Source organism: Pseudomonas sp. FYR_2 (assembly GCF_043106425.1).
Classification (GTDB): Bacteria; Pseudomonadota; Gammaproteobacteria; order Pseudomonadales; family Pseudomonadaceae; genus Aquipseudomonas; species Aquipseudomonas monteilii.
Genome location: NZ_JBICMM010000020.1, coordinates 242,473 through 267,197, shown reverse-complemented (window position 1 = coordinate 267,197; position 24,725 = coordinate 242,473). Strand labels below are relative to the sequence as shown.

The following is a 24,725-nucleotide window of genomic DNA, read 5'->3' as shown; positions in this document are numbered from 1 at the left end:
CCAGCCTGCCAAGCGAGAACGCCTGATGAATAAAGCACTGGTGGTCGACGACCACCCTTTCATACGTTCCACGGTGTGCATGCTGCTGCGCCAGGAGCGCCTGGAGATCGTCGGCCAGACCGACAATGGCATCGACGCCGTGCGCATGGCCCGTGAGCAGGCGCCCGATATCATCATCCTCGACATCAGCCTGCCCAGGCTCGATGGCATGGAGGTGATCGCCCGGGTCAAGCGCCACGAACGACCGGCCAAGACTCTGGTGCTGACCTCGCACCAGGCCGAAGCCTACTCCCTGCGGTGCATGCAAGCCGGGGCGGCGGGATTTGTGTGCAAAAGCAACGACCTGGGAGAGCTGAACAAGGCGGTGCGCGCAGTGCTGTCGGGTTTCACCTACTTCCCCGAGGTGGCGCTGAGCTCGGTGCACAGCCAAGACCTGTACGCCACCGATGCGCAGCGTATTGCCTGCCTCAGTGACCGTGAACTGATGATCCTCCAGCACCTGGCCCGTGGCCTGAGCAACAAGGCTATCGGTGACGTGATGCTGCTCAGCAACAAGACGGTCAGCACCTACAAGGGGCGGCTGCTGGAAAAGCTGCGTCTTAACTCGCTTATCGACCTGGCGGATTTCGCTCGTCGCAACCAGCTTATTTGAATGGTGCGTGCAATCTGGCTGCTGTTGTTGTGCTGCCTGTTTCCCCTGTCGGGCGTGGCTGCACCGGTGTTCCATGGGCGTGCGGTATTCGAAGGGCCGCGTGCCGAACCGGTCAGCAGTGACCTGCGCTGGCTGTGGCACCATCGTGTGCTGCGCCTGGGGGTGCTTGGCGACGACCAGCCGCCGCTGGATATCCTCGGCACCGGGCGTGCCTACGAAGGCATCACGGCCGATTACTCGGGGCTACTGGCCGAACACCTGCAACTGGACATGCAGGTGCAGGTGTTCGAGTCGTTCCAGGCGGCGGTCGCGGCGTTGCGCGAAGGCACTGTCGACCTGCTTGGCTCGGTCACTGCGCAGCAGGCGCTGCAGGCCGGCTTGCGCCTGTCGACGCCCTACGCCGAAGACTATCCCCTGTTGCTGGCCCAGGAGCACAAGGCGGTTTCCCCGGGCGATGAAGCGTTGCGCATGGTGATGGTGGACGGTTACCGCACACCGGAGCAGGTCAGCCAGTACTACCCACAAGCCGACCTGCAGGTGCACCCCACTGCGTTCAGCGCCCTGGCCGCGCTTGCCCTAGGCCAGGCTGACCTGTACCTGGGCAACGCCTTGATTGCACGCTACGTGAAGGGCCGCAGCCCCTTTAGCGGGGTGGAAGAAATTGGCCATGCGGCCCTGCCGCGCCAAAGTATTGGCTTTGCCATGCTTGACAACGGTACGCCGTTGCCACGCCTGGTGGATACGGTGCTGGAGGGCATCAGCCCAGCCCAGCGTGCGCGCATCCAGGCGCGCTGGAACCCGCTGGCGAGCGGCCCACGCTCGGCCCAGTCGGTGCACTTGAGCGAGGCCCAGCAGCGCTGGCTGACTGACAACCCCAAGGTGCGCGTGCTGGTGGACGATCAGGTGCTGCCACTGAGCTACCGCGACAGTAAGGGCCAGCTGCGCGGCCTGACCCTCGATGTGCTGCAGATGATCACCCGGCGCACCGGTCTTGAATTTGACGTGCAGGCAGGGGCGGGCGCCGAGCAGATGATCGGCCAAGTCATTCAAGGCAAGGCGCACCTGATTGCCGGGCTACCCTACAGCGACAACCTGGCGCAGCGCCTGGGCTTCAGTCGCGCCTACCTCAGTGCTTCGCGGGTGCTGGTCAGCCGCACTGGCGAACAGGCGCCGTCCAGCCTGGAGCAACTGGCTGGACGGCGCGTGGCGGTGGTGTCGGGCAGTGCCATGGTCGAGCTGTTGCAACAACGTTATCCGCAAGTGCGCCAACGCGTATTGAGCGGCCCTCTGGATGCCCTGCACGCGGTCGCCGATGGCCGGGTGGACGCCGCCTTCCTGACTCTGGATGACGCCCGTCCGCTGGTCGCCCGGTGGTACCCCGGGCAGTTGCAGGTCAGTGCCGGCCTGGCCCTGCCGCCCGCGCATTTCGCCTTGGCCAGTACCCGCGGCGCCAGTGAACTGCTGGGTATCATCGACAGCGCGTTGCTCAGCCTGACGCCGCAAGAGACCACTGCGCTGGTGCGTCGCTGGCGCAACCCGATGATCGTCCCCGACGGCGTCTGGCCCCGCCATCGTGTCAAGGTGCTGTTCGGCTTCGGCATCGCGTTCTGCCTGCTGTTCATTGCTCTGTTGTGGATCCGCTACCTGCGCCGGTTGCAGGTACGGTTGCGGCGGGCCAAGCGTGCGGCGGATGCCGCCAACCAGGCCAAGACCGAGTTCCTTGCCACCATTAGCCATGAGATCCGCACCCCGCTGCATGCGGTGCTGGGTATGCTCGAACTGGCACAGCGCAAGGCCGCCCAAGGTGTACTGGACCGCCTGGCCATCGAGGTGGCCACCGAAGCGACACGGGGGCTGAAAGAGCTGATTGGCGACATACTCGACATTACCCGCATCGAAACCGGCCACTTGCAACTTTCGCCGCAGCGGGTACGGGTGGGCGAGCTGGTCGGGCGGGTGGTGCAACTGTTCGAACAATTGGCCCGTGGCAAAGGCCTTGAGTTACAGATGCAACTGGGAGGGGCAGTGGGTGCCGAGGTCATGCTCGACCCGCTGCGCTTCAAGCAGGTGCTGGCCAATCTGCTGAGCAACGCAATCAAGTTCACCCGGCGCGGGCGCATCTTGGTCAGCCTGCAGGCAGCGCCGGCTGACGGGCTGCTCGATATCGTGCTGCTGGTAAAGGACAGCGGCGTGGGCATCGCCGCCAGCGAGCTGGCTGCATTAGGGCAGCCGTTTCGTCAGGCCAGCAACCACCGCCAGTCGCCACGTGCCAGCACCGGCCTGGGCTTGAGCATCAGCCGTAACCTGTGCCAGTTGATGGGGGGGCAATTGCAGCTGCGCAGCACCTTGGGGGAGGGCACCGAAGTGCAGGTGCGGCTCAAGCTGCCGCTGTTGTCGAGTGCGGCGCCAGCGCCTGATGTTTCACCCTTGCTTGCTGCAGAGCCTGGCGCACGGCTGCGGGTGCTGGTGGTGGACGACTACCCGGCAAACCGGCTGCTGTTGGCACAGCAACTGGATTTTCTCGGGCATCAGGCGCGGGTTGCGGAAGACGGCGCACAAGCCTTGCGCTTGTGGCTGAAGGAGCATTTCGACGTGGTGATTACCGACTGCAACATGCCGCGCCTGGACGGTCACGGGCTGGCCCGTGCCATACGCGAACACGAGCGGCGCAGCGCTCGCCCGCGTAGCAGGGTGATTGGCCTGACCGCCAGCGCCCAGGAGGCCGAGCGCAGGCGCAGTTGCGAAGCGGGCATGGATGACTGTCTGTTCAAGCCGCTGGACTTGGGTAGCCTCGCCCAGGCACTGATCAGTGCACGGCCTGCGCAGGAACCGAATGACCAAGGCAGCCTGCTAGACCTGCAGCACTTGAGGCATCTGGTGGGTAACGATGAAGCGGCGCTAAAGGCGTTGTTGGGCGACCTGCGTGCCAGCAACCGTGAGGACCTGCAACGGTTGGAAAACCTCGGTGATGCGCCCGAGGCTATCGCCAGCCTGGCGCACCGGGTCAAGGGCGGCGCACGTATCGCCCGCGCCGACGCCCTGGTTACCTTGTGCGAGCAGGTCGAGCGTTGTTGCAACGCTCAGCCGTTGCAGCGCCCGGCGCTCAGCCTGGCGGTCCGCGCCCTGGGCGACGGCATGCGCCGCCTGGAGCGCCATCTGGAACGCCAGGCCGGGGTGGCTCATATCATGCCAAGCAGTAACAGCACCAACAAGATCACCAGCACCACGCCGACGATGCCGGACGGGCCATAGCCCCAGCTGCGCGAGTGTGGGAAGACCGGTAAGCCACCAATCAGCAGAAGGATCAGGATGATGATGAGAATCGTGGTCATGACGGAATCCTTGCATGGTTGAGGGTCAAGGGCCTCTGACTGCTGGCCTCTTGTAAGTAAGGACCGGCGTCACGCGGGAAAGATTCCATTTGTGTGCGGCCAGGCGGGCGGAACCGACCATGCAGTCATGCCCACCCATTCATTACCCTGATGAACCCTGCCTGTCCGCCTGGTCTTGATTAGACTCGCTGCACAACCACTTTGAACAAGGCCAGCCACCATGCAAAACCGCATCATGATCACCGGCGCCGGGTCCGGTCTCGGCCGCGAGATCGCCCTGCGCTGGGCGCGTGAGGGCTGGCGCCTGGCGCTGGCTGATGTTAATGAAACCGGCCTGCGCGAAACCCTGGCGCTGGCCCGCGAAGCGGGCGGCGATGGCTTCGTTCAGCACTGTGACGTGCGTGACTATAGCCAGCTGACAGCCCTGGCCCAGGCCTGCACCGAGCTGTTCGGCGGTATCGACGTGATCGTCAACAATGCCGGTGTTGCCTCGGGCGGGTTCTTCGCCGAACTGTCGCTGGAAGACTGGGACTGGCAGATCGCGGTCAACCTGATGGGTGTGGTCAAGGGCTGCAAGGTCTTTTTGCCGCTGCTGGAGCGCAGCAAGGGCCGCATCATCAACGTTGCCTCCATGGCCGCGCTGATGCAGGGGCCTGGGATGAGCAACTACAACGTGGCCAAGGCGGGTGTGTTGGCCCTGTCGGAAAGCCTGCTGGTGGAACTGCGCCAGCTGGAGGTGGCGGTGCATGTGGTGTGCCCGTCGTTCTTCCAGACCAACCTGCTCGACTCGTTCCGAGGGCCGAACCCGGCGATGAAGGCGCAGGTTGGCAAGTTGCTGGAGGGCTCGCCGATCAGCGCGGCGGACATTGCCGACTACATCCATCAACAGGTCGTCGCTGGCGAGTTCCTTATCCTGCCGCACGAGGCAGGGCGGCAAGCCTGGCAGCTGAAATGCCAGGCCCCTGAGCGGCTGTATGACGAGATGGCCGAAATGGCGGTGAAAATGCGCGCAAAAGCCCAGTCGCGATGAATAACCTGTAGGAGAAGTTACCTGGCTGTGTAGGGCTCTTCCGAATAGTGATGGAGCTATTGAGTAGCCGAATCCCTACGAGGCAGGCTCTGGTTTTCCCGTTGGCAGGAGGATCGGAACATGCTGGTAATAGGGCGCGAAGTAGGCGAAATCATCGTGATCGGTGATGACATCAGGATCATGGTGGCGGATGTCCGGGAAGGGATTGTGCGCTTTGGTGTGGAGGCCCCGCGAGAGGTGCCGGTGCATCGGGCCGAGGTGTACAAGCGCATCAAGGAGGCCAAGCAAAACGAGGCCTGATGTTGCCTGTACCGGGGCGCGTCGCGGGCCTGCTAGCCGAGCAGTTCGCGGGGCACATCATGCCTGGCCAACAACTGGCATTGTTGGCTTTCGGGGTCGAACAGGATGAACGCCTGCCCCTTGGCCAATGCCTGGCGCACCCGCAGCACACGGGTTTCCAGTGGGGTATCGTCGCCATTGTCGGTGCCGTCGCGGGTGACGAAGTCTTCGATCAGGCGGGTCAGGGTTTCGGCTTGCAGTTGGTCGTAGGGGATCAGCATGGTAGGCGATGTCTGAAGTAGGTGTGGGCATGCTACGCGAAACAGTTGATATTTTGGGGCCGCAAAGCGGCCCCAAACGTCCTCAGCCTTTATTGCCAATCAGGCTGTCCACCGCCGGCACCCGTGTGTCGCTCTCCATTTGCGCATCGTGCTCCAGCTGGTGGCTGAACCTTTCAAGCGAAGCATTGGCCGGCTGCGAATCGCTGGCGAACACCGGTGGGCTAAGCAGGTAAGCCGACAACAACCGGCTGAGTGCAGCCAGGCTGTCGATATGGGTGCGCTCATAGCCATGGGTGGCATCACAACCGAATGCCACCAGCGCGGTGCGAATATCGTGCCCTGCGGTCACCGCCGAATGAGCGTCGCTGAAGTAGTAGCGGAACAGGTCGCGTCGCACCGGCAGGTCGTGGTCGCCGGCCAGTTTCAGCAGGTGCCGGGACAGGTGGTAGTCGTAAGGCCCCGACGAATCCTGCATGGCCACGCTCACCGCATGCTCGCTGGAGGCCTGGCCGGGCGCTACCGGGGCAATGTCGATGCCGACGAACTCGCTGACATCCCAGGGCAGGGCGCCCGCCGCGCCCGAGCCGGTTTCTTCGGTGATGGTGAACAGCGGGTGGCAGTCGATCAGTGGTTGCTGGCCGCTTTCAACCACGGCTTTCAGTGCCGCCAGCAGCGCAGCTACGCCGGCCTTGTCGTCCAGGTGGCGGGCGCTGATGTGACCGCTTTCGGTGAACTCGGGCAAGGGGTCGAAGGCCACGAAGTCACCAATGCTCACGCCCAGCGCCTCGCAATCGGCACGGGTGGCGCAATAGGCATCCAGGCGCACTTCCACATGCTCCCAGCTCACCGGCATCTGGTCGATGGCGGTGTTGAAGGCATGCCCGCTGGCCATCAGCGGCAGCACGCTGCCACGGTATACGCCAGTATCGGTGAATACGCTGACGCGGCTGCCTTCGGCGAAGCGGCTGGACCAGCAGCCCACTGGTGCCAGGGCCAGGCGGCCGTTGTCCTGCAACTGGCGCACGCTGGCACCGATGGTGTCCAGGTGCGCGGATACGGCACGGTCGGGGGAAGTTTGCCGGCCCTTGAGCGTGGCGCGAATGGTGCCGCGCCGGGTCAGCTCGAAGGGGATGCCCAGCTCGTCCAAGCGTTCGGCCACGTAGCGCACGATGGTGTCGGTGAAGCCGGTGGGGCTGGGGATGGCGAGCATCTCCAGCAGCACGCGTTTGAGGTAATCGAGATCGGGTTCAGGATACTGATTGGACATGTTTGGAACTCCTTTACTCCTGTACTGGCCTCTTCGCGGGCAAGCCCGCTCCCACAGGGACCTCACAATCCCTGAGGGCAGCGCTTTACCTGTGGGAGCGGGCTTGCCTGCGAAGAGGCCGTCAGCAGTTACGCCAAAGGCCGGCTATGCGGAAACAGCAAATCGATAAAGCGCTCGGCCGTGGGCTGCGGTTCATGGTTGGCCAACCCGGCACGCTCGTTGGCCTCGATGATCACGTACTCCGGTTGCCCGGCATCGCGCACCATGAAGTCCAGCCCGACCACAGGGATTTCCAGCGCCCGTGCAGCGCGCACGGCCGCGTCGGCCAGCACCGGGTGCAGGCGTTCGGTGACGTCTTCCAGGGTGCCACCGGTGTGCAGGTTGGCAGTGCGCCGTACCGTCAGGCGCTGGCCAGCAGGCAGCACGTCGTCATAGCCAAAGCCCGCCGCGCGCACTGTGCGCTCGGTTTCGTCGTCCAGCGGAATGCGGCTTTCGCCACCGGTGGCGGCCTGGCGTCGACGGCTTTGGGCTTCGATCAACTGGCGGATGCTGTGGTTGCCGTCGCCCAGCACCTGGGCCGGGTGGCGCACGGCGGCAGCCACCACCTCGTAGCCGATCACCACGATGCGCAGGTCGAACCCGGCATGGAAGCTCTCCAGCAGCACACGGCTGTCGAACTGGCGGGCGTGCGCCACGGCGCGGGTGATGTCGTCGATGCAGGTCAGGTTCACCGCCACGCCCTGGCCTTGCTCGCCATCGACCGGTTTCACCACCACCGCGCCATGCTCGTCGAGAAACGCCAGGTTGTCGTCTGCATTTCCCGCCAGCTGCTGTGCCGGCACCTGTAGCCCGGCGTTATGCAACGCATGCTGGGTGAGGCGTTTGTCCTGGCACAGGGTCATGGTCACGGCACTGGTCAGGTCGCTGAGCGATTCACGGCAGCGGATGCGCCGCCCGCCCAGGCTCAGGGTGAACAGGCCGCCAACGGCGTCATCCACCTGCACGTCGATGCCCCGGCGCATGGCCTCATCGACGATGATGCGCGCGTAGGGGTTCAGCTCGGCCTCAGGGCCCGGGCCCAAGAACAGTTGCTGGTTGATGCCGTTCTTGCGCTTGACCGCAAAGGTGGGCAAGTTGCGAAAACCCAGCTTCTGGTACAGACGCTTGGCCTGGCGGTTGTCGTGCAGCACCGACAAGTCCAGGTAGGCCAGGCCACGGCTCATGAAGTGTTCAATCAGGTGGCGCACCAGCACCTCACCCACGCCGGGGCGGGTGCACTGCGGGTCCACCGCCAGGCACCACAGGCTGCTGCCGTGTTCCGGGTCGTCGAAAGCCTTGGCGTGGTTCAGGCCCATGACGCTGCCGATCACCGCACCGCTGTCTTCGTCTTCGGCCAACCAGTACACAGGGCCGCCCAGGTGCCTGGGGGTGAGCAGGCAAGGGTCGACCGGTAGCATGCTGCGTGCCTGATACAGGGTATTGATGGCCTGCCAGTCGGTCGCGTTTTGCGCCCGGCGTACGCGAAAACCGCGGAATACCCGTTGCGCTGGCCGGTAGTCGGTAAACCAAAGGCGCAGGGTGTCGGACGGGTCGAGGAACAGTTGTTGCGGGGCCTGGGCCAGCACCTGCTGGGGCGCGGCCACGTACAGGGCTATGTCGCGCTCGCCGGGGCTTTCGTCCAGCAGCGCCTCGGCCAGGCTGGTCGGGTTGGGGTAGGTATGGCCGATCAGCAGCCGACCCCAGCCGCAGTGCACGGCACGCGGCTGGTTGTGGGGCTGGCTGCCGTCGCCGGCCAGGCGCGCCTGCAGGCGCTCGTAGGACGGCGCCTGGCCGCGCAGCAGGCGCTGACCGTAAGCGATTTCATGGGCTTTCATCGGTCAGATTCCTTGTTCGCTCAACCACAGGTTCAGCGCCGCCAGCTGCCACAGCTTGGAGCCGCGCAGCGGGGTGAGCTGGCCATGCGGGTTACTCAGCAGGCGGTCGACCATGGCCGGGTTGAACAGGCCACGGTCCTGGCTGGGGTCGGTCAGCAGCTCGCGCACCCAACCCAGGGTGGCGCCTTCCAGGTGCTTCAGGCCCGGTACCGGGAAGTAGCCCTTCTTACGGTCGATCACCTCATGCGGGATCACCCGTCGTGCCGCCTGCTTGAGCACCTGTTTGCCGCCGTCGGGCAGCTTGAAGCGCGCCGGGATACGCGCTGAAAGCTCCACCAGGCGGTAGTCGAGGAACGGTGTGCGCGCTTCCAGGCCCCAGGCCATGGTCATATTGTCCACGCGTTTGACCGGGTCATCCACCAGCATCACCGTGCTGTCCAGGCGCAGGGCCTTGTCCACGGCGTCGCGGGCGCCGGGGCGGGCGAAGTGCTCGCGCACGAAGTCGCCGGCCGCGTCGGTTTCCAGCAACCAGGGCGCCTGCACGGTGTCGCGGTACTCGGCGTGGCTGCGGTCGAAGAACGCGTCGCGGTAAGCCGAGAAGGCATCCTCGGCGCCGTCCACCTGCGGGTACCAGTGGTAGCCGGCGAACAGCTCGTCCGCACCCTGGCCGCTTTGCACGCCCTTGCAATGCTTGGCCACTTCCCGCGACAGCAGGTAGAAGGCGATACAGTCGTGGCTGACCATTGGCTCGCTCATGGCGCGAAACGCTGATGGCAACTGCTCGATGATCTCGTGTTCGGCGATGCGCAACTGGTGGTGGCGGGTGCCGTAGTGCTTGGCGATCAGGTCCGAATACTGGAACTCGTCGCCACGCTCGCCACCGGCGTCTTCGAAACCGATGGAGAACGTGGACAGGTCGTCCACGCCCGCTTCGCGCAACAGGCCGACCAGCAGGCTGGAGTCGACACCCCCGGACAGCAGCACGCCGACGTCGACGGCAGCACGTTGGCGGATGGCCACGGCCTCGCGGGTGGCGTCGAGCACGCGGGTGGTCCAGCCTTCCAGGTCCAGCTCACGCTCATCAGGGTTGGCACCGTATTTCAGCTGCCACCAAGTCTGGCGTTCGACTTCGCCATGGCGATCGACGCGCATCCAGGTGCCGGGCTCCAGCTTTTGCACGTTGGCCAGCAAGGTGCGCGGTGCCGGTACCACGGCGTGGAAGTTCAGGTAATGGTTGAGCGCCACCGGGTCGAGCACCGGGTCGATGTCGCCACCCTTGAGCAGGGCCGGGAGGGTCGAGGCGAAGCGCAGGCGCTCGCCGTCGCGTGACAGGTACAGCGGCTTTACGCCCAGGCGGTCGCGGGCCAGGAACAGGCGCTGGTTGTCGCGCTCCCAGATGGCCAGGGCGAACATGCCGTTGAGCTTGGGCAGCAACGCCGCGCCCCAGGCGTGGTAACCCTTGAGCAGCACCTCGGTGTCGCCATCGGACCAAAAGCTGTAGCCCAGGTCCTGTAGCTCGTGGCGCAACTCGGGGAAGTTGTAGATGGCACCGTTGAACGCCAGTGACAGGCCCAAGGTGTTGTCGACCATTGGCTGCGCCGAGCCGTCGGACAAGTCCATGATTTTCAGGCGCCGGTGCCCGAGGGCGATCGGGCCTTGGCTATGGAAGCCCCACGCATCCGGGCCGCGAGGCGCCAGGTGATGGGTAATGCGCTCTACCGCAGCCAGGTCGGCTGGGCGAGGGGCTTGGTCCATGGGGGTGAAACGCAACTCTCCTGCTAATCCGCACATAAGTCCTTACCGGTTTTTCCGTTGGGGAGGGGGGGCCCAGGATTCGGGCACCTTAAGGAACTGACCGGTGTGCTTTTTGAGAGTTTTAGAACGATTTGTTATATGTGGTTGGGTTGGTGGGTGTTCGTCTTGGGTTTTGTGGTGTTGCGTAAATCGAGCGCCGCCCGCGCGGCGCATCGCGAGCTGCGCTCGCTCCTACGTTTGTTTCGGCCAGTAACGCCTGTGGAAGGCGCGCGCGACCGCCTTGTTGGTACGACGCGATATCATGTCAGCCGCCAAGGCGTACGCGCGCAAATCCCCCAGGAATAACTGGCCCGAAACAAACGTAGGAGCGAGCGCAGCTCGCGATGCGCCGCGCGGGCGGCGCTCGATCTCACAGGCGCAGCAAATCCATCGGCAAGCCCCCCGATGCAATCACTTCCCCCGAATCAACCGCCGCAAAGCAAACCGGCTCGGATGACAAGCCTCTGCCACCGCCCGGGGCAACGGCAGCGGCTCCCCGCATATCCAGGCCGCCACCAGCTCGCCACTCAGCGGCGCCGTGATCAACCCGCGCGACCCGTGACCACTGTTCACATACAACCCATCCAGCCAAGGGCAGGCCACATCCGGCACCTGCCGCGCATCCCGGCTCAGCACCGCATAGGCCTCGGCAAACGCCTGCACATCCGCTACCGGCCCTACGATCGGCAGATAATCCGGGCTTGTGCAACGGAACGCCGCACGCCCCTGCAACTGCTCGGCGTCCAGCTCGGCCACACCCAAGCGCTGCGCCAGATCGACGGAAATCTCGTCCAGCATTGCCAGGTTGCCCTGATGTTCGGCAACCGTCGGCGCCAGGTCTTCGCTCTGGAAGTCGAAGCTTGCGCCCAAGGTATGCTCATCCTCGCGGGGTGGCGCTACATAACCCTCTGCGCATACCACGGTGCTGAGCATGCGGCTGCTGGCAGTGGCCGGCAGCCGGGTAATCTGCCCGCGAATGCGCTTGAGCGGCAACTGTGCACAAGGCTCGAAACGCCGAACGTCGGCGGCACCGGCCAGGATCACCACCGGTGCACTGGCCAGCAGGCGCTCACCCGCCCAGGCTTGCCACTGGCCATCCACCTTGCGCAGCTCAAGCACTTCCTGGTGTGTCACCCGTTGAATCCCCGGGTGCTGCAACTGCTGCTGACACAGGGCCGGCGGGTGCACCCAACCGCCTTCGGGGTAGAACAGGCCGCCGGCCGGCAGGGCCACACCGGCAATGGCTTCGGCCTCGGTGCGCGCCAGGGTGTGCAGCAAGGCGTGGTCGAAAGCGGCAGCCAGCTTGCCCTGGCGTTCGGCCTCTTTGCTGTCGAAGGCCAGTTGCAGCACCCCGCAGGCATCCCAGTCACGGCCACGCTGCAAGCGCTCGAGCTGGCGACGGGTGTAGCCGAAACCGGACAGGATCATTTGCGACAGCGCTGTGCCATGCGCAGACAGCTTGAGGTACAGCACCCCCTGCGGGTTGCCCGAGGCTTCCCGGGCCGGTGCATCGTGGCGTTCCAGCACGGTCACCTGCCAGCCACGCCGGGCCAGGCTGGCCGCGCTTGTGCTGCCAGCGAGCCCGGCGCCGATTACGAGCGCTTCACGCGGCCCTGGAATGGCGGGCGGGCGCGCATACCAAGGCGCTTTGGGGCCGGGCCGGGGGCCGACGTAAGCGCCGCTCATCACTTCCCACTTCTTGCCGATGCCCGGCACTTTCTTCATGGCGAAGCCGGCTTCGACCAGGCTGCGGCGCACCCAACCCGTGGTGGTGAAGGTGCCCAGCACGGTGCCGGCGTGCGACAGCCGCGCCAGTTGCGCAAACAGCTCCGGGGTCCACATGTCGGGGTTCTTCGCCGGGGCGAAACCATCGAGGAACCACACATCGATCTGCGCATCGAGCTGCGGCAGCTGTTCCAGTACATCACCGACCAGCAGCGTCAGGGTGACCCTGCCCTCGGCGAAGGTGAATTGCTGGAAGCCCTGGTGCACCGCCACGTACTGCTCCAGCAGCGGTTCGGTGTAGGCGGCAAGCTCAGGCCACAGGTGTACTGCGCGGGCCATGTCAGCCAGGCTGAGTGGGTATTTTTCGACGCTGACGAAGTGCAGGCGCGCGTTGCTGTGGGCATGCTCTTCAAACAGCTGCCAGGCGCAGAAAAAGTTCATGCCAGTGCCAAAGCCGGTTTCGCCGATCACCAGGCAGGCGTGCGGGGCCAGGCTGGCAAAACGCTCGGCCAGGCGGGTCTGGCCGAGGAACACATGTTTGGTTTCTTCGATGCCTTCGTTGACCGCGAAATAAACGTCGTCGTATTGCCGCGAGTGGGGGCGGCCCTGGTCGTCCCAGTCGATCTGGGCATGCTGGAGGAGGGTGGACATGGTTGGCTCGGTTGCAGCAGATGGTCGGGATTTTATGCCATCTGATGATTTTGCGCAGGCACAGGCGGCCCACAAATCCGCTAGTCTTGCTTATCCATTGAAGGAGCCAGTGCATGTTCGAATCCGCCGAAATCGGCCACAGCATCGACAAGGAGGCTTACGACGCCGAGGTACCCGCTTTACGCGAGGCCCTGCTCGAAGCCCAGTACGAACTCAAGCAGCAGGCGCGCTTCCCGGTGATCGTGCTGATCAACGGCATCGAAGGTGCCGGCAAGGGTGAGACGGTAAAACTGCTCAACGAGTGGATGGACCCGCGCATGATCGATGTGCTCACCTTCGATCAGCAGACCGACGAAGAGCTGGCTCGCCCGCCGGCCTGGCGCTATTGGCGGGCCTTGCCCCCCAAGGGGCGGATGGGTGTGTTCTTCGGCAACTGGTACAGCCAGATGCTGCAGGGGCGGGTGCACGGGGTATTCAAGGATGCCGTGCTCGACCAGGCCATCATGGGCGCCGAGCGGCTGGAGCAGATGCTGTGCGATGAAGGTGCACTGATCATCAAGTTCTGGTTCCACCTGTCCAAGAAGCAGATGAAGGCTCGTCTGAAATCGCTCAAGGACGACCCGCTGCACAGCTGGAAGATCAGTCCGCTGGACTGGCAGCAGTCCGAAACCTACGACCGCTTCGTGCGTTTTGGCGAACGCGTACTGCGCCGCACCAGCCGCGACTACGCGCCGTGGCACATCATCGAAGGCGTCGACCCGAACTACCGCAGCCTGGCAGTGGGGCGCATCCTGCTGGAAAGCCTGCAAGCCGCACTGGCCAACAACCCCAAGGGCAAGCACCAGGGCAACGTCGCCCCGCTGGGCCGCAGCATCGACCAGCGCAGCCTGCTCGGTGCCCTGGACATGACCGTGCGGCTGGATAAATCCGACTACCAGGAACAGCTGGTCACCGAACAGGCCCGCCTGGCCGGCCTGCTGCGCGACAAGCACATGCGCAGGCACGCGTTGGTGGCGGTGTTCGAAGGCAACGACGCCGCCGGCAAGGGCGGCGCGATCCGCCGAGTGGCAGCGGCGCTGGACCCCCGCCAGTACCGTATCGTGCCGATTGCCGCACCCACCGAAGAAGAACGCGCGCAGCCTTACCTGTGGCGGTTCTGGCGGCATATTCCGGCACGCGGCAAATTCACCATTTTCGACCGGTCCTGGTATGGCCGGGTGCTGGTCGAGCGGGTGGAGGGCTTCTGCAGCCCGGCCGACTGGATGCGCGCCTATAGCGAGATCAACGACTTTGAAGAGCAGTTGGTGAATGCCGGCGTGGTGGTGGTCAAGTTCTGGCTGGCGATTGATCAGCAGACCCAGCTGGAGCGCTTCGAAGAGCGTGAGCAGATCCCGTTCAAGCGTTACAAGATTACCGAGGACGACTGGCGCAACCGGGACAAGTGGGACGACTACGTCCAGGCCGTAGGCGACATGGTCGACCGCACCAGCAGCGAGATCGCGCCGTGGACGTTGGTAGAGGCCAACGACAAGCGCTGGGCGCGGGTGAAGGTGTTGCGCACCATCAACCAGGCCCTTGAGGCGGCGTTTGCCAAGGACAAGAAATAGCTGAAAGTGTTGTTGCCTGTCCTGGCCCTTTCGCGGGTTTACCCGCGAAGAGGCCGGCACAGGCTATAGATGACTCAGCCCTTGCCACCCGGTGCCAGCATGTTCTCCGGCCTTACCCACTGGTCAAACTGCTCATTGGTCAGGTACTTCAATTCCAGCGCAGCCTCGCGCAAGGTCTTGCCCTCGTTATAAGCCTTCTTGGCAATCTCCGCCGCCTTGTCATAGCCAATATGCGGGTTAAGTGCCGTCACCAGCATCAACCCGCGTTCCAGGTGCGCAGCCATCTGCCCGGCATCCGGCTCGATGCCCGCCACGCAGTGCAGCTGGAAGTTGCTGCAGCCATCGGCCAGCAGTTCGATCGACTGCAACAGGTTATGGATGATCACCGGCTTGAACACATTGAGCTGCAAATGCCCCTGGCTGGCGGCAAAGCCGATGGCCGCGTCGTTGCCCAGTACCTGGCAGGCCAGCATCGACAGCGCCTCGCACTGGGTAGGGTTGACCTTGCCCGGCATGATCGAGCTGCCGGGTTCGTTGGCTGGCAGGCGCACTTCGGCCAGCCCGGCGCGCGGGCCGGAGCCGAGCAGGCGCAGGTCGTTGGCAATTTTCATCAGGGCCACGGCCAGGGTCTTCAACGCGCCCGCCAGGCTGGTCAGCGGTTCGTGGCCGGCGAGGGCGGCGAACTTGTTCGGTGCTGTGACGAACGGCAGGCCGGATTCCGCCGCCAGCTCGGCAGCGATGGCCTCGGCAAAGCCATGCGGGGCATTAAGGCCGGTACCCACGGCGGTGCCGCCCTGGGCCAGCTCACAGACCGCCGGCAGGGTAGCGCGGATGGCTCGTTGGGCGTAATCGAGCTGGGCAACGAAAGCCGAGACCTCCTGGCCGAAGGTGATTGGCGTGGCATCCATCATGTGCGTGCGGCCAGTCTTCACCAGCTTTTGGTGGCGCGCTGACAACTCTGCCAGTCCCGACGACAGTTCGGCGATGGCCGGCAGCAGCTTGTCGTGCACCGCTTGGGCTGCAGCAATGTGCATGGCGGTGGGGAAGCAGTCGTTGGAGCTTTGCGAGCGGTTGACGTGGTCGTTGGGGTGTACCGGCGCCTTGCCGCCACGGCCCTTGCCGGCCAGTTCGTTGGCGCGCCCGGCAATCACTTCGTTGACGTTCATGTTGCTCTGGGTGCCGCTGCCGGTCTGCCAGACGACCAACGGAAACTGGTCGTCATGCTGGCCATCCAGCACTTCGTCGGCGGCCTGTTCGATCAGCCGGGCGATGTCGGCCGGCAGGTCGCCATTGCGGTCGTTAACGCGTGCAGCGGCCTTCTTGATCAGCGCCAGGGCGTGCAGCACCGCGAGGGGCATGCGTTCCTTGCCAATGGCGAAGTTGATCAGCGAACGCTGGGTTTGCGCACCCCAATAAGCGTCCTCCGGAACTTCGACCGGGCCCAGGCTGTCTGTCTCGATACGGCTCATTCTGTACTCACTCCTGTGTAGTTCGAATTCGCAGTTTAGGCCCTGAATCGACCGAGCGGTTCCGTCGCTCGTCGTGCCACTTGAGCACATCGCCACCACGGCGCAGAATGCTCTACTCTGAGGTACCCGCCTCCCTCTCCTTGAAGGAAATGCAATGACCCGTCTCCGTGTCCTTTGTGCCGCCGTTGCCCTGGTTTGCGCCAGCGGCCAGGTGCTCGCTGCCACCGCCAGCCATAACGCTGCTGCCGAGAAGTTCCTGACCCTGGCCAACGCCGACAAGCTGGGCACCCCGGTGTACATGCAAGTGCAGCAGATGTTCGCCCAGCGCTTCGCCCAGACCAAGGCCCCGGCCGCCAAGCAGCCGGTGCTGGAAAGCTACCAGGCCAAGGCCAACGCCGCACTGGACAACGCCATCGGCTGGAACAAACTGAAGCCGAAGATGGTCGACCTGTACACCCAGACGTTCACCGAGCAGGAACTCAAAGACCTGGTCAAGTTCTACGAATCGCCGCTGGGCAAGAAGGTGCTGCGTGAAATGCCCAAGGTCACCCAGCAGTCGGCCCAGCTGACCCAGCAGAGCCTGGAGCCAGCAGTACCCGTGGTGAACAAGCTGCTGGAAGACATGACCAAAGAGCTGGACCCGAACGCTGGCAAGGCCGCCGCTCCGGCGAAGAAGTGAGTACGCCGCAATGACCATGCAGCAGCGCATTGAACAGCAACTGGCGGCCCTGGCGCCGGAACACCTGCAAGTGCTCAACGAAAGCCACATGCACAGTCGTGGTCAGGAGACCCACTACAAGGCAGTGATCGTCAGCGAGCAGTTTGCCGGGTTGAACAGCGTCAAGCGCCACCAGAAGGTGTACGCCACCATGGGTGAGCTGATGGGCGAAATTCACGCCCTGGCCATCCACACCTACACCGCCGAAGAGTGGGCCAAGGTCGGCGTTGCACCGGCCTCGCCGGTGTGCGCGGGCGGCGGGCACTGAAACCTTTCTGTCGTTCTGGTAGAATTCGCAACGCGCCGCTTGTCGGCGCGTTTTTATTTGTCAATCCGGTCCGCCCTTTACGAGGGCAACCACCTGGAGAACCTGCTTCATGTCCCAAGCCATCGTCGTCGCGGCGCTGTACAAATTCGTCACCCTGGAAGACTACGTCGAGCTGCGTGAGCCGCTGCTCAAGGCCATGCTCGACAACAACGTCAAAGGCACCCTGCTGCTGGCCCACGAGGGCATCAACGGCACCGTGTCGGCCACCCGCGAAGGCATCGATGGCCTGCTGGCCTGGCTGCGCAACGACCCGCGTCTGGTCGATGTCGACCACAAAGAGTCGTACTGCGACGAACAGCCGTTCTACCGCACCAAGGTGAAGCTCAAGAAAGAAATCGTCACCCTCGGCGTGCCAGGCGTAGACCCCAACCAGGCGGTCGGCACCTATGTCGAGCCCAAGGACTGGAACGCCCTGATCAGCGACCCGGAAGTGCTGCTGATCGACACCCGCAACGACTACGAAGTGGCCATTGGTACCTTCAAAGGTGCCATCGACCCCAAGACCGAGACCTTCCGCGAGTTTCCGGAGTACATCAAGGCCAACTTCGACCCGAGCAAGCACAAGAAGGTCGCCATGTTCTGCACCGGCGGCATCCGTTGCGAAAAAGCCTCCAGCTACATGCTCGGTGAAGGCTTCGAGGCGGTCTATCATCTTAAGGGCGGCATCCTGAAATACTTCGAGGAAGTGCCTCAGGAAGAAAGCCTGTGGGACGGCGACTGCTTCGTCTTCGACAACCGCGTCACGGTGCGCCATGACCTGAGCAAAGGCGAGTACGACCAGTGCCACGCCTGCCGCCACCCGATCAATGCAGAGGAACGCGCGTCCGAGCACTATTCGCCAGGGGTCAGCTGCCCGCATTGCTGGGACACCCTGAGCGAAAAGACCCGGCGCAGTGCCATCGACCGGCAGAAGCAGATCGAGCTGGCCAAGGCCCGCAACCTGCCGCACCCGATCGGTTACAACTACAAAGCCGAGGCTTGATGCATGTCTGCACGCCTGATCTATGTGATGGACCCGATGTGCTCCTGGTGCTGGGGTTTCGCGCCAGTGGCGGGGGCCCTGATCGCCCAGGCGCGTGAGGCCGGTATCGCAACCCGTCTGGTGGTGGGTGGGCTGCGCACCGGTGGCAGTGCGCTGGACAGCTCTACCCGCAAGTACATCCTCGAACACTGGCAGGCGGTGGCCGATGCCACCGGCCAGCCGTTCCGCTTCGAGGGGGCCATGCCCGACGGCTTCGTCTACGACACCGAACCGGCCTGCCGTGCCCTGGTCACAGCCCGCGAGCTGGACGCCGAGCGCGTCTGGCCGCTGCTGGCGCTGATTCAGCGTTCGTTCTACGAGCAGGGCGTGGATGTGACCACTGCGCCGCAGCTGGTCGAACTGGCCGAACAGGCAGGCTTCGACCGTGCCGTGTTCGCCGAAACCTTCGCCCGTGCCGACACCCGTGCGGCCACTGCGGCCGACTTCAGCTGGGCACAGGACCTGGGTATTGCCGGTTTCCCGACCTTGCTGGCCGAGCGCAACGGCCAACTGGCCCTGCTGACCAACGGCTACCAGCCGCTGGAGCGCCTGCAACCCTTGCTCGGCCGTTGGCTGCAGCAGGCCGCCTGTGCTTGATGTGCCTGGGTCACCCGACCCGGTACCGGGCAAGCCATACACTGCGGCCGATCGGCTGAGCTGGGCGGAAATCCGCCGCCTGGCCCTGCACCACAAGCAAAACCTCTGGTCCGCCAACCTCATCGCTGTGCTGGCGGCGTGTTGCAGCGTGCCCATTCCGCTGCTGCTGCCGTTGCTGGTGGATGAAGTGCTGTTGGGCCACGGCGATGCCGCGCTCAAGTGGATGAACCACCTGCTGCCGTCCAGCTGGCAGGTGGCAGCCGGCTACATTGGCCTGATGCTGGCGCTCACCCTGTGCCTGCGCCTGGCGGCGCTGGCGTTCAACGTGATCCAGGCCAAGCTGTTTGCCGGCTTGGCCAAGGACATCGTCTACCGCCTGCGAATTCGCCTTATAGAGCGGCTCAAGCGCATCTCGCTGAAGGAGTACGAAAGCCTGGGCAGCGGCACGGTAACCACCCACTTGGTCACCGACCTGGACACCCTCGACAAGTTCGTGGGCGAAACCCTCAGCCGTTTCCTGGTGGCCATGCTGACGTTGACCGGCACGGCGGCGATCCTGATCTGGATGCACTGGCAGCTGGCGTTGCTGATTTTGCTGTTCAACCCGCTGGTGATCTATTTCACCGTGCAGCTGGGCAAGCGCGTCAAACACCTGAAAAAGCTCGAAAACGACAGCACCGCGCGTTTTACCCAGGCGCTGGCGGAAACGCTCGATGCCATCCAGGAAATCCGTGCCGGCAACCGCCAGGGCTACTTCCTGGGCCGCCTTGGCCTGCGTGCCCGCGAAGTGCGCGACTACGCCGTGGATTCGCAGTGGAAAAGCGATGCCAGTGGCCGTGCCAGTGGCCTGCTGTTCCAGTTCGGCATCGATATTTTCCGTGCAGCAGCCATGCTCACCGTGCTGTTCTCCGACCTGTCGATCGGCCAGATGCTGGCGGTGTTCAGCTACCTGTGGTTCATGATCGGCCCGGTGGAACAGCTGCTCAACCTGCAATACGCCTACTACGCCGCGGGCGGTGCGCTGAGCCGCCTCAACGAACTGCTGGCGCGTGCTGACGAGCCGCAATACCCGGCCGCCTGCGACCCGTTCGCCGGGCGCGACACGGTGGGCATCGAGGTGCGCGACTTGCGTTTTGCCTATGCCGACGAGCCAGTGCTGGATAACCTGGACCTGTCCATCGCCCCGGGTGAAAAGGTGGCAATTGTCGGTGCCAGTGGCGGCGGCAAAAGCACCTTGGTGCAGCTGTTGCTGGGCCTTTATAGCGCCCAGGCCGGTACCATCCGCTTTGGCGGTGCCAGCCTGCAGGAAATCGGCCTGGAAACCCTGCGTGAAAACGTGGCGGTGGTGTTGCAGCACCCGTCACTGTTCAACGACACCGTGCGCGCCAACCTGACCATGGGCCGAGACTGCAGCGACGACGCCTGCTGGCAAGCGCTGCGCATCGCTCAGCTGGATGCCACCATTGCGGCCTTGCCGCAGGGCCTGGACAGTGTGGTGGGTCGCTCTGGCGTGCGCTTGTCCGGCGGCCAGCGTCAGCGCCTGGCCATCGCCCGCATGGTGTTGGCCGAGCCCAAGGTGGTGATTCTCGACGAGGCCACCTCGGCGCTGGATGCTGCCACCGAGTACAACCTGCATCAGGCATTGGCGCGCTTCCTCAGCGGCCGTACCACGCTGATCATCGCCCACCGCCTGTCGGCGGTGAAACAGGCCGACCGGGTGCTGGTATTTGATGGTGGGCATGTCGCCGAAGATGGCGACCACCAGCAGCTGATCGCCGAGGGTGGGTTATACGCCAAGCTTTATGGGCACCTGCAGCAGAGCTGACGTTCAAACTGTACAAATCCCCCGATTCCCTGTCATAAAAATCCCCTCCACAACGATGGCAAATGGCCTACGCTGTGCTTGTCTGGGTTGATTTGCGCCTTATCTGCTCTGTGACAGGGAATCCATGAAGGGACATCGCACTCTAGAAGCGCCTAAGTTGCTCGGCATCACCTGGCCCTTCATCGCCGTTGTGGTCTTCCAGGTGGCGCTGGGCAGCCTCAGCCTTTATACGCTGTCGGCCGTGCGCGCCTATGTCGCGGGCGAAAGCCTGTGGTCCAAGGCGCAGAAAGACGCCATCTACTACCTTAACCTGTACGCCGAAACCCGCGACGACAGCACCTATCAGCGCTATCGCCAAGCCATTACCGTGCCGCAGGGTGACCACCAGTTGCGCGAGGTGCTCGACCAGCCCAACCCTGATCTGGATGCCGCTCGCCGGGCGGTGCTGCAGGGTGGCAACCACCCCGACGATGTCGAGCGGATCATCTGGTTCTACCGCAATTTCCGCAACATCAGCTATATGCAGACAGCCATCGACTACTGGGACATCGGCGACGACTACCTGGCCAAGCTCGATGTGCTGGCTGGCGAGATGCGCCAGAGCTTTGCCACTGGCCCGGCAGACACCCAGGCAGTGAGTGCCTGGAAGGCCCGTATCGTCACCATCAACGAGGGTGTCACACCCGCCGCCAAGGCGTTCAGTGATGCGCTGGGTGAAGGCTCGCGGATGCTGTTGCGGGTGTTGCTGATCACCAACCTGCTGACGGCCATGTTCCTGATTACCATCGCCTGGCGCCGCTCCAGCAAGCTGCTGGCCCAACGGCAAGCCTTCGCCAGTGCCCTGCAGGAGGAAAAGGAGCGGGCACAGATCACCCTGCAGGCCATTGGTGATGCGGTGATAACCACCGACGTGGAGGGCAACATCGGCTACATGAACCCGGCCGCCGAGCAACTGACCCACTGGCAGTCTGGTCAAGCCCAGGGCCTGCCGCTGTCAGCGCTGTTTAGCCTGGTGGATGAGCAAGCTGAAGAGGATAGCAGCAGCCTGGTCGAGCAGGTGCTTAGCGGTAGCCTCAAGGGCGGCGCGGAGCATGCCCGGCTGATTCAGCGCCTGGATGGCAGTACCGTGTCGATCAACCTGGTAGGTTCGCCCATCGTCAGCGATGGCCAGGTCAGCGGCATCGTACTGGTACTGCATGACATGACCCAGGAACGCCAGTACATCGCTAACCTGTCCTGGCAGGCCACTCACGATGCCCTGACCGGCCTGGCCAACCGGCGCGAGTTCGAGTATCGCCTGGAGCAGGCGCTCAATGGCCTGGCGCGCCAGGCTGGGCGGCATTCGCTGATGTTCCTTGACCTCGACCAGTTCAAGCTGGTGAACGACACCTGCGGCCACGCCGCCGGTGACGAGCTGCTGCGGCACATCTGCGCCGTGCTGCAATCCGGCCTGCGTGAAGGCGATACCCTGGCGCGGCTGGGGGGTGACGAATTTGGCGTGCTGCTGGAAAACTGCCCATCCGACCAGGCCGAGCGCATTGCCGAACAGTTACGCCAGATGGTGCAGAGCCTGCATTTCGTGTGGAAGGGGCGGCCGTTCGTCACCACGGTCAGTGTTGGCCTGGTGCACATGGCCCAGCCCCCCGGTACCCTCGAAACCTCGCTGCGCGCCGCCGACATGGCCTGCTACATGGCCAAGGAAAAGGGGCGCAACCGCGTGCAGGTGTACCACGCCGATGACAGCGAGCTGTCCATGCGCTTTGGTGAAATGGCCTGGATCCAGCGTTTGCATGTGGCCCTGGAAGAAAACCGCTTCTGCCTGTACGCCCAGGAAATTGCCCCGCTGAAAACGTTCGAAGGGCCGGGCCATATCGAAATCCTGCTGCGCCTGCACGACGAAAGTGGCCGTACCATTCTGCCCAGCAGCTTCATTCCGGCAGCCGAGCGCTATGGCCTGATGACCGCGCTGGACCGCTGGGTGGTGCGCAATGTGTTCCAGGTCATCCGCCAATGCCTGGACGAAGGGCGTGAAGGGCCGCTGTCGATCTGCGCGATCAACCTGTCAGGGTCGAGCATCGGCGATGACAAGTTTCTCGAGTACCTGCAGCGGCTGTTTGTCGAATACGCCATCCCGCCGCGGATGATCTGTTTCGAAATCACCGAAACCAGCGCCATTGCCAACCTGGGTAGCGCCATCCGCTTCATCAACGAGTTGAAGGGGCTGGGCTGCCGCTTCTCGCTCGATGATTTTTGCGCTGGCATGTCGTCGTTCGCCTACCTCAAGCATTTGCCCGTGGATTTCCTGAAAATTGACGGCAGTTTCGTCAGGGACATGCTCGACGACCCGGTCAACCGGGCCATGGTCGAGGTCATCAACCATATCGGCCATGTCATGGGGAAACGCACCATCGCCGAGTTCGTCGAAACACCCTTGATCGAGCAGGCCCTACAGGAAATAGGCGTGGATTACGCCCAGGGTTACCTGATCGAACGCCCGCAGGTGTTCACCTGTGACAGTCTGCAGCGCCAACGGATCGCCGCCCGGCCTCTGTTGCAGCGCGCACCTGGCACGTTTCGCTAGCTAGAAATCACAAGGATCAAGGAGCTGAAAGTGATTGATGCATTCGTTCGTATCGGGCCTTTGATGGACCCCGCCAGCTACCCCCAGTGGGCCCAGCAACTGATTGAAGACTGTCGCGAAAGCAAGCGCCGGGTGGTCGAGCATGAGTTCTATGCGCGCCTGCGCGATGGCCAGCTCAAGCAGTCGACCATTCGCCAGTACCTGATCGGTGGCTGGCCGGTGGTGGAGCAGTTTTCGCTGTACATGGCCCACAACCTGACCAAGACCCGTTATGGGCGGCACCAGGGCGAAGACATGGCGCGGCGCTGGTTGATGCGCAATATCCGGGTTGAGCTGAACCACGCCGACTACTGGGTGAACTGGTGTCAGGCGCATGGCGTACACCTGCATGAGTTGCAGGCCCAGGAAGTGCCGCCCGAGCTGAACGGCCTGAACGACTGGTGCTGGCGTGTGTGTGCTACTGAGAACCTGGCCATTTCCATGGCGGCGACCAACTACGCCATCGAGGGGGCTACCGGGGAGTGGTCGGCGGTGGTGTGCTCGACCGACACCTACGCACAGGGCTTCCCGGAGGACCAGCGCAAGCGGGCGATGAAGTGGCTGAAGATGCATGCCCAGTATGACGATGCGCACCCGTGGGAGGCGCTGGAGATCATCTGTACCCTGGCGGGCGAGAACCCGACGCTGGGGCTGCGCACCGAGCTGCGCAGGGCGATTTGCAAGAGTTACGACTGCATGTTCCTGTTCCTGGAACGGTGCATGCAGATGGAAGGGCGCCAGCAAGGCCGCCTGCGCCCGGCGTTGGCAGCGGGCTAAGGCCCTGGGGTCGCTTTGCGACCCATCGCGACACAAGGCCGCTCCTACAGGGGATCGCGTACCCTTGTAGGAGCGGCCTTGCGTCGCGATTGGCTGCACAGCAGCCCCGGCAATCTCAAGCCTTACTGAGCGTTGAACGCCTGCCCATTCACCCCGGTGCTGTCCGGCCCCATCAGGTACAGGTACACCGGCATGATCTCTTCGGGCAGCGGGTTGTTCTGCGGGTTCTCGCTGGGGTAGGCCTGGGCGCGCATCGCCGTGCGCGTGGCGCCCGGGTTGATGCTGTTGGAGCGCACCGGCGCCACGCCTTCCAGCTCGTCGGCCAGGGTCTGCATCAGGCCCTCGGTGGCGAATTTCGAAACGCCATAGGCGCCCCAGTAGGCACGGCCTTTACGCCCGACACTGCTGCTGGTGAACACCACCGACGCGTCTTGCGACAGTTTCAATAGCGGCAGCAGGGTGCTGGTGAGCATGAAGGTGGCATCGACGTTGATGTGCATCACGCGCATGAAGTTGTCGCCCGATAGCTGCTCCAGCGGCGTGCGCGGGCCAATGATCGAGGCATTGTTCAGCAGCCCGTCCAGGCGGCCGAACTGATCCTCGATCATTACCGCCAGTTCGTCGTACTGGTGGGGCAGGGCGGTTTCCAGGTTGAACGGGATGACCACCGGTTGCGGATGCCCGGCGGCTTCGATCTGGTCGTAGACCTCGTTCAGGTTGGCCTCGGTCTTGCCCAGCAGCAGCACGGTGGCGCCTAACGCGGCGTAGGCCTTGGCGGCAGCGGCACCGATGCCGCGGCCGGCACCGGTAACCAGAATGACCCGGCCTTGCAGCAGGTCGGGGCGGGCGGTGTAGTCGAACATGGTAGGTCCTTCGTG

The 24,725-nt window shown here is 63.9% G+C and carries 20 protein-coding genes; 12 read left to right on the top strand and 8 right to left on the bottom strand.

The genetic code is table 11. The annotated features are described in order from the left end of the window. Nucleotides 1–25: 25 nt before the first annotated feature. Together ACF8R4_RS11335 and ACF8R4_RS11330 are read left to right on the top strand one after the other, a co-directional pair. Nucleotides 26–652, top strand: coding sequence for a response regulator transcription factor (locus tag ACF8R4_RS11335; RefSeq protein WP_060497569.1), 627 nt, complete (start codon nt 26–28; stop codon nt 650–652). Further along, nucleotides 653–3,904, top strand: a complete 3,252-nt coding sequence (locus tag ACF8R4_RS11330; RefSeq protein WP_392492404.1) for a response regulator — start codon at nt 653–655, stop codon at nt 3,902–3,904. It begins immediately after the preceding gene. Here the strand turns inward: ACF8R4_RS11330 and ACF8R4_RS11325 are convergent. Continuing rightward, nucleotides 3,832–3,984 carry a DUF3309 family protein gene (locus tag ACF8R4_RS11325; protein WP_012271016.1) on the bottom strand — a complete coding sequence of 51 codons (153 nt, stop codon included), beginning with the start codon at nt 3,982–3,984 and terminating at the stop codon, nt 3,832–3,834. The two genes, ACF8R4_RS11330 and ACF8R4_RS11325, sit on opposite strands and share 73 nt — an antisense overlap. A gap of 220 nt (nt 3,985–4,204) precedes the next feature. Here ACF8R4_RS11325 and ACF8R4_RS11320 point away from each other — a divergent pair, with 220 nt between their 5' ends. Together ACF8R4_RS11320 and csrA are read left to right on the top strand one after the other, a co-directional pair. Then, on the top strand, nt 4,205–5,014 hold the full coding sequence (locus ACF8R4_RS11320) for an SDR family oxidoreductase (protein WP_104834141.1): 810 nt from the start codon (nt 4,205–4,207) through the stop codon (nt 5,012–5,014). 120 nt (nt 5,015–5,134) lie between these two features. Continuing rightward, complete coding sequence (gene csrA, locus ACF8R4_RS11315; RefSeq protein ID WP_060497567.1) at nt 5,135–5,314, top strand: carbon storage regulator CsrA; 180 nt, start codon at nt 5,135–5,137, stop codon at nt 5,312–5,314. A 32-nt stretch (nt 5,315–5,346) separates the two neighbouring features. Here the strand turns inward: csrA and ACF8R4_RS11310 are convergent, their stop codons facing one another. The 5 genes from ACF8R4_RS11310 to mnmC all read right to left on the bottom strand — a co-directional run bounded on the left by ACF8R4_RS11310 (nt 5,347) and on the right by mnmC (nt 12,885). Beyond that, nucleotides 5,347–5,574: a YheU family protein gene (locus tag ACF8R4_RS11310; RefSeq protein WP_060497566.1), complete on the bottom strand. Its 228-nt coding sequence runs from the start codon at nt 5,572–5,574 to the stop codon at nt 5,347–5,349. Between the two features lie 82 nt (nt 5,575–5,656). Continuing rightward, nucleotides 5,657–6,841, bottom strand: coding sequence for an osmoprotectant NAGGN system M42 family peptidase (locus ACF8R4_RS11305; protein WP_104834143.1), 1,185 nt, complete (start codon nt 6,839–6,841; stop codon nt 5,657–5,659). 128 nt (nt 6,842–6,969) lie between these two features. Beyond that, complete coding sequence (gene ngg, locus ACF8R4_RS11300) at nt 6,970–8,715, bottom strand: N-acetylglutaminylglutamine synthetase (protein WP_060497565.1); 1,746 nt, start codon at nt 8,713–8,715, stop codon at nt 6,970–6,972. Nucleotides 8,716–8,718: 3 nt separating this feature from the next. Next, nucleotides 8,719–10,506: an N-acetylglutaminylglutamine amidotransferase gene (locus ACF8R4_RS11295; RefSeq protein WP_060497564.1), complete on the bottom strand. Its 1,788-nt coding sequence runs from the start codon at nt 10,504–10,506 to the stop codon at nt 8,719–8,721. A 414-nt stretch (nt 10,507–10,920) separates the two neighbouring features. Further along, nucleotides 10,921–12,885 (bottom strand): bifunctional tRNA (5-methylaminomethyl-2-thiouridine)(34)-methyltransferase MnmD/FAD-dependent 5-carboxymethylaminomethyl-2-thiouridine(34) oxidoreductase MnmC, encoded by a 1,965-nt coding sequence (gene mnmC, locus ACF8R4_RS11290; protein WP_392492402.1) that lies wholly within the window; start codon nt 12,883–12,885, stop codon nt 10,921–10,923. Nucleotides 12,886–12,998: 113 nt separating this feature from the next. Here mnmC and pap point away from each other — a divergent pair, with 113 nt between their 5' ends. Continuing rightward, on the top strand, nt 12,999–14,492 hold the full coding sequence (pap, locus tag ACF8R4_RS11285) for a polyphosphate:AMP phosphotransferase (protein WP_060497562.1): 1,494 nt from the start codon (nt 12,999–13,001) through the stop codon (nt 14,490–14,492). Between the two features lie 74 nt (nt 14,493–14,566). Here the strand turns inward: pap and ACF8R4_RS11280 are convergent, their stop codons facing one another. Then, a complete protein-coding gene (locus tag ACF8R4_RS11280) occupies nt 14,567–15,961 on the bottom strand; it encodes a class II fumarate hydratase (RefSeq protein WP_060497561.1) in 1,395 nt (464 codons plus the stop codon). A 154-nt stretch (nt 15,962–16,115) separates the two neighbouring features. Here ACF8R4_RS11280 and ACF8R4_RS11275 point away from each other — a divergent pair, with 154 nt between their 5' ends. The 7 genes from ACF8R4_RS11275 to ACF8R4_RS11245 all read left to right on the top strand — a co-directional run bounded on the left by ACF8R4_RS11275 (nt 16,116) and on the right by ACF8R4_RS11245 (nt 23,847). After that, nucleotides 16,116–16,640 (top strand): DUF2059 domain-containing protein, encoded by a 525-nt coding sequence (locus ACF8R4_RS11275; protein ID WP_003252642.1) that lies wholly within the window; start codon nt 16,116–16,118, stop codon nt 16,638–16,640. Between the two features lie 10 nt (nt 16,641–16,650). After that, nucleotides 16,651–16,947, top strand: a complete 297-nt coding sequence (locus ACF8R4_RS11270; RefSeq protein ID WP_016715010.1) for a BolA family transcriptional regulator — start codon at nt 16,651–16,653, stop codon at nt 16,945–16,947. A 109-nt stretch (nt 16,948–17,056) separates the two neighbouring features. Then, complete coding sequence (locus tag ACF8R4_RS11265; RefSeq protein WP_060497560.1) at nt 17,057–17,989, top strand: rhodanese-related sulfurtransferase; 933 nt, start codon at nt 17,057–17,059, stop codon at nt 17,987–17,989. 3 nt (nt 17,990–17,992) lie between these two features. Then, nucleotides 17,993–18,625 (top strand): DsbA family protein, encoded by a 633-nt coding sequence (locus ACF8R4_RS11260; protein WP_104834146.1) that lies wholly within the window; start codon nt 17,993–17,995, stop codon nt 18,623–18,625. Further along, nucleotides 18,618–20,450, top strand: a complete 1,833-nt coding sequence (locus ACF8R4_RS11255; RefSeq protein WP_060497558.1) for an ABC transporter ATP-binding protein — start codon at nt 18,618–18,620, stop codon at nt 20,448–20,450. The genes ACF8R4_RS11260 and ACF8R4_RS11255 overlap by 8 nt, the downstream gene beginning before the upstream one ends. A gap of 124 nt (nt 20,451–20,574) precedes the next feature. Beyond that, entirely contained in the window at nt 20,575–23,031 is a 2,457-nt protein-coding gene (locus tag ACF8R4_RS11250; RefSeq protein ID WP_060497557.1) for an EAL domain-containing protein, read from the top strand. 30 nt (nt 23,032–23,061) lie between these two features. Beyond that, a complete protein-coding gene (locus ACF8R4_RS11245; RefSeq protein WP_392492398.1) occupies nt 23,062–23,847 on the top strand; it encodes a TenA family transcriptional regulator in 786 nt (261 codons plus the stop codon). A gap of 122 nt (nt 23,848–23,969) precedes the next feature. Here the strand turns inward: ACF8R4_RS11245 and ACF8R4_RS11240 are convergent, their stop codons facing one another. Beyond that, nucleotides 23,970–24,710: a YciK family oxidoreductase gene (locus ACF8R4_RS11240; protein WP_020371284.1), complete on the bottom strand. Its 741-nt coding sequence runs from the start codon at nt 24,708–24,710 to the stop codon at nt 23,970–23,972. Between the last annotated feature and the right edge of the window lie 15 nt (nt 24,711–24,725).

Coding starts and splice junctions, on each gene's coding strand:
- mnmC (WP_392492402.1), bottom strand. CDS start 12,885: ATGTCCACCCTCCTCCAGCATGCCCAGATCGACTGGGACGACCAGGGC.
- ACF8R4_RS11330 (WP_392492404.1), top strand. CDS start 653: ATGGTGCGTGCAATCTGGCTGCTGTTGTTGTGCTGCCTGTTTCCCCTG.
- ACF8R4_RS11275 (WP_003252642.1), top strand. CDS start 16,116: ATGACCCGTCTCCGTGTCCTTTGTGCCGCCGTTGCCCTGGTTTGCGCC.
- ACF8R4_RS11280 (WP_060497561.1), bottom strand. CDS start 15,961: ATGAGCCGTATCGAGACAGACAGCCTGGGCCCGGTCGAAGTTCCGGAG.
- ACF8R4_RS11240 (WP_020371284.1), bottom strand. CDS start 24,710: ATGTTCGACTACACCGCCCGCCCCGACCTGCTGCAAGGCCGGGTCATT.
- ACF8R4_RS11325 (WP_012271016.1), bottom strand. CDS start 3,984: ATGACCACGATTCTCATCATCATCCTGATCCTTCTGCTGATTGGTGGC.
- ACF8R4_RS11310 (WP_060497566.1), bottom strand. CDS start 5,574: ATGCTGATCCCCTACGACCAACTGCAAGCCGAAACCCTGACCCGCCTG.
- ACF8R4_RS11265 (WP_060497560.1), top strand. CDS start 17,057: ATGTCCCAAGCCATCGTCGTCGCGGCGCTGTACAAATTCGTCACCCTG.
- ngg (WP_060497565.1), bottom strand. CDS start 8,715: ATGAAAGCCCATGAAATCGCTTACGGTCAGCGCCTGCTGCGCGGCCAG.
- ACF8R4_RS11260 (WP_104834146.1), top strand. CDS start 17,993: ATGTCTGCACGCCTGATCTATGTGATGGACCCGATGTGCTCCTGGTGC.
- ACF8R4_RS11305 (WP_104834143.1), bottom strand. CDS start 6,841: ATGTCCAATCAGTATCCTGAACCCGATCTCGATTACCTCAAACGCGTG.
- ACF8R4_RS11270 (WP_016715010.1), top strand. CDS start 16,651: ATGACCATGCAGCAGCGCATTGAACAGCAACTGGCGGCCCTGGCGCCG.
- ACF8R4_RS11295 (WP_060497564.1), bottom strand. CDS start 10,506: ATGTGCGGATTAGCAGGAGAGTTGCGTTTCACCCCCATGGACCAAGCC.
- csrA (WP_060497567.1), top strand. CDS start 5,135: ATGCTGGTAATAGGGCGCGAAGTAGGCGAAATCATCGTGATCGGTGAT.
- ACF8R4_RS11320 (WP_104834141.1), top strand. CDS start 4,205: ATGCAAAACCGCATCATGATCACCGGCGCCGGGTCCGGTCTCGGCCGC.
- ACF8R4_RS11335 (WP_060497569.1), top strand. CDS start 26: ATGAATAAAGCACTGGTGGTCGACGACCACCCTTTCATACGTTCCACG.
- pap (WP_060497562.1), top strand. CDS start 12,999: ATGTTCGAATCCGCCGAAATCGGCCACAGCATCGACAAGGAGGCTTAC.
- ACF8R4_RS11250 (WP_060497557.1), top strand. CDS start 20,575: ATGAAGGGACATCGCACTCTAGAAGCGCCTAAGTTGCTCGGCATCACC.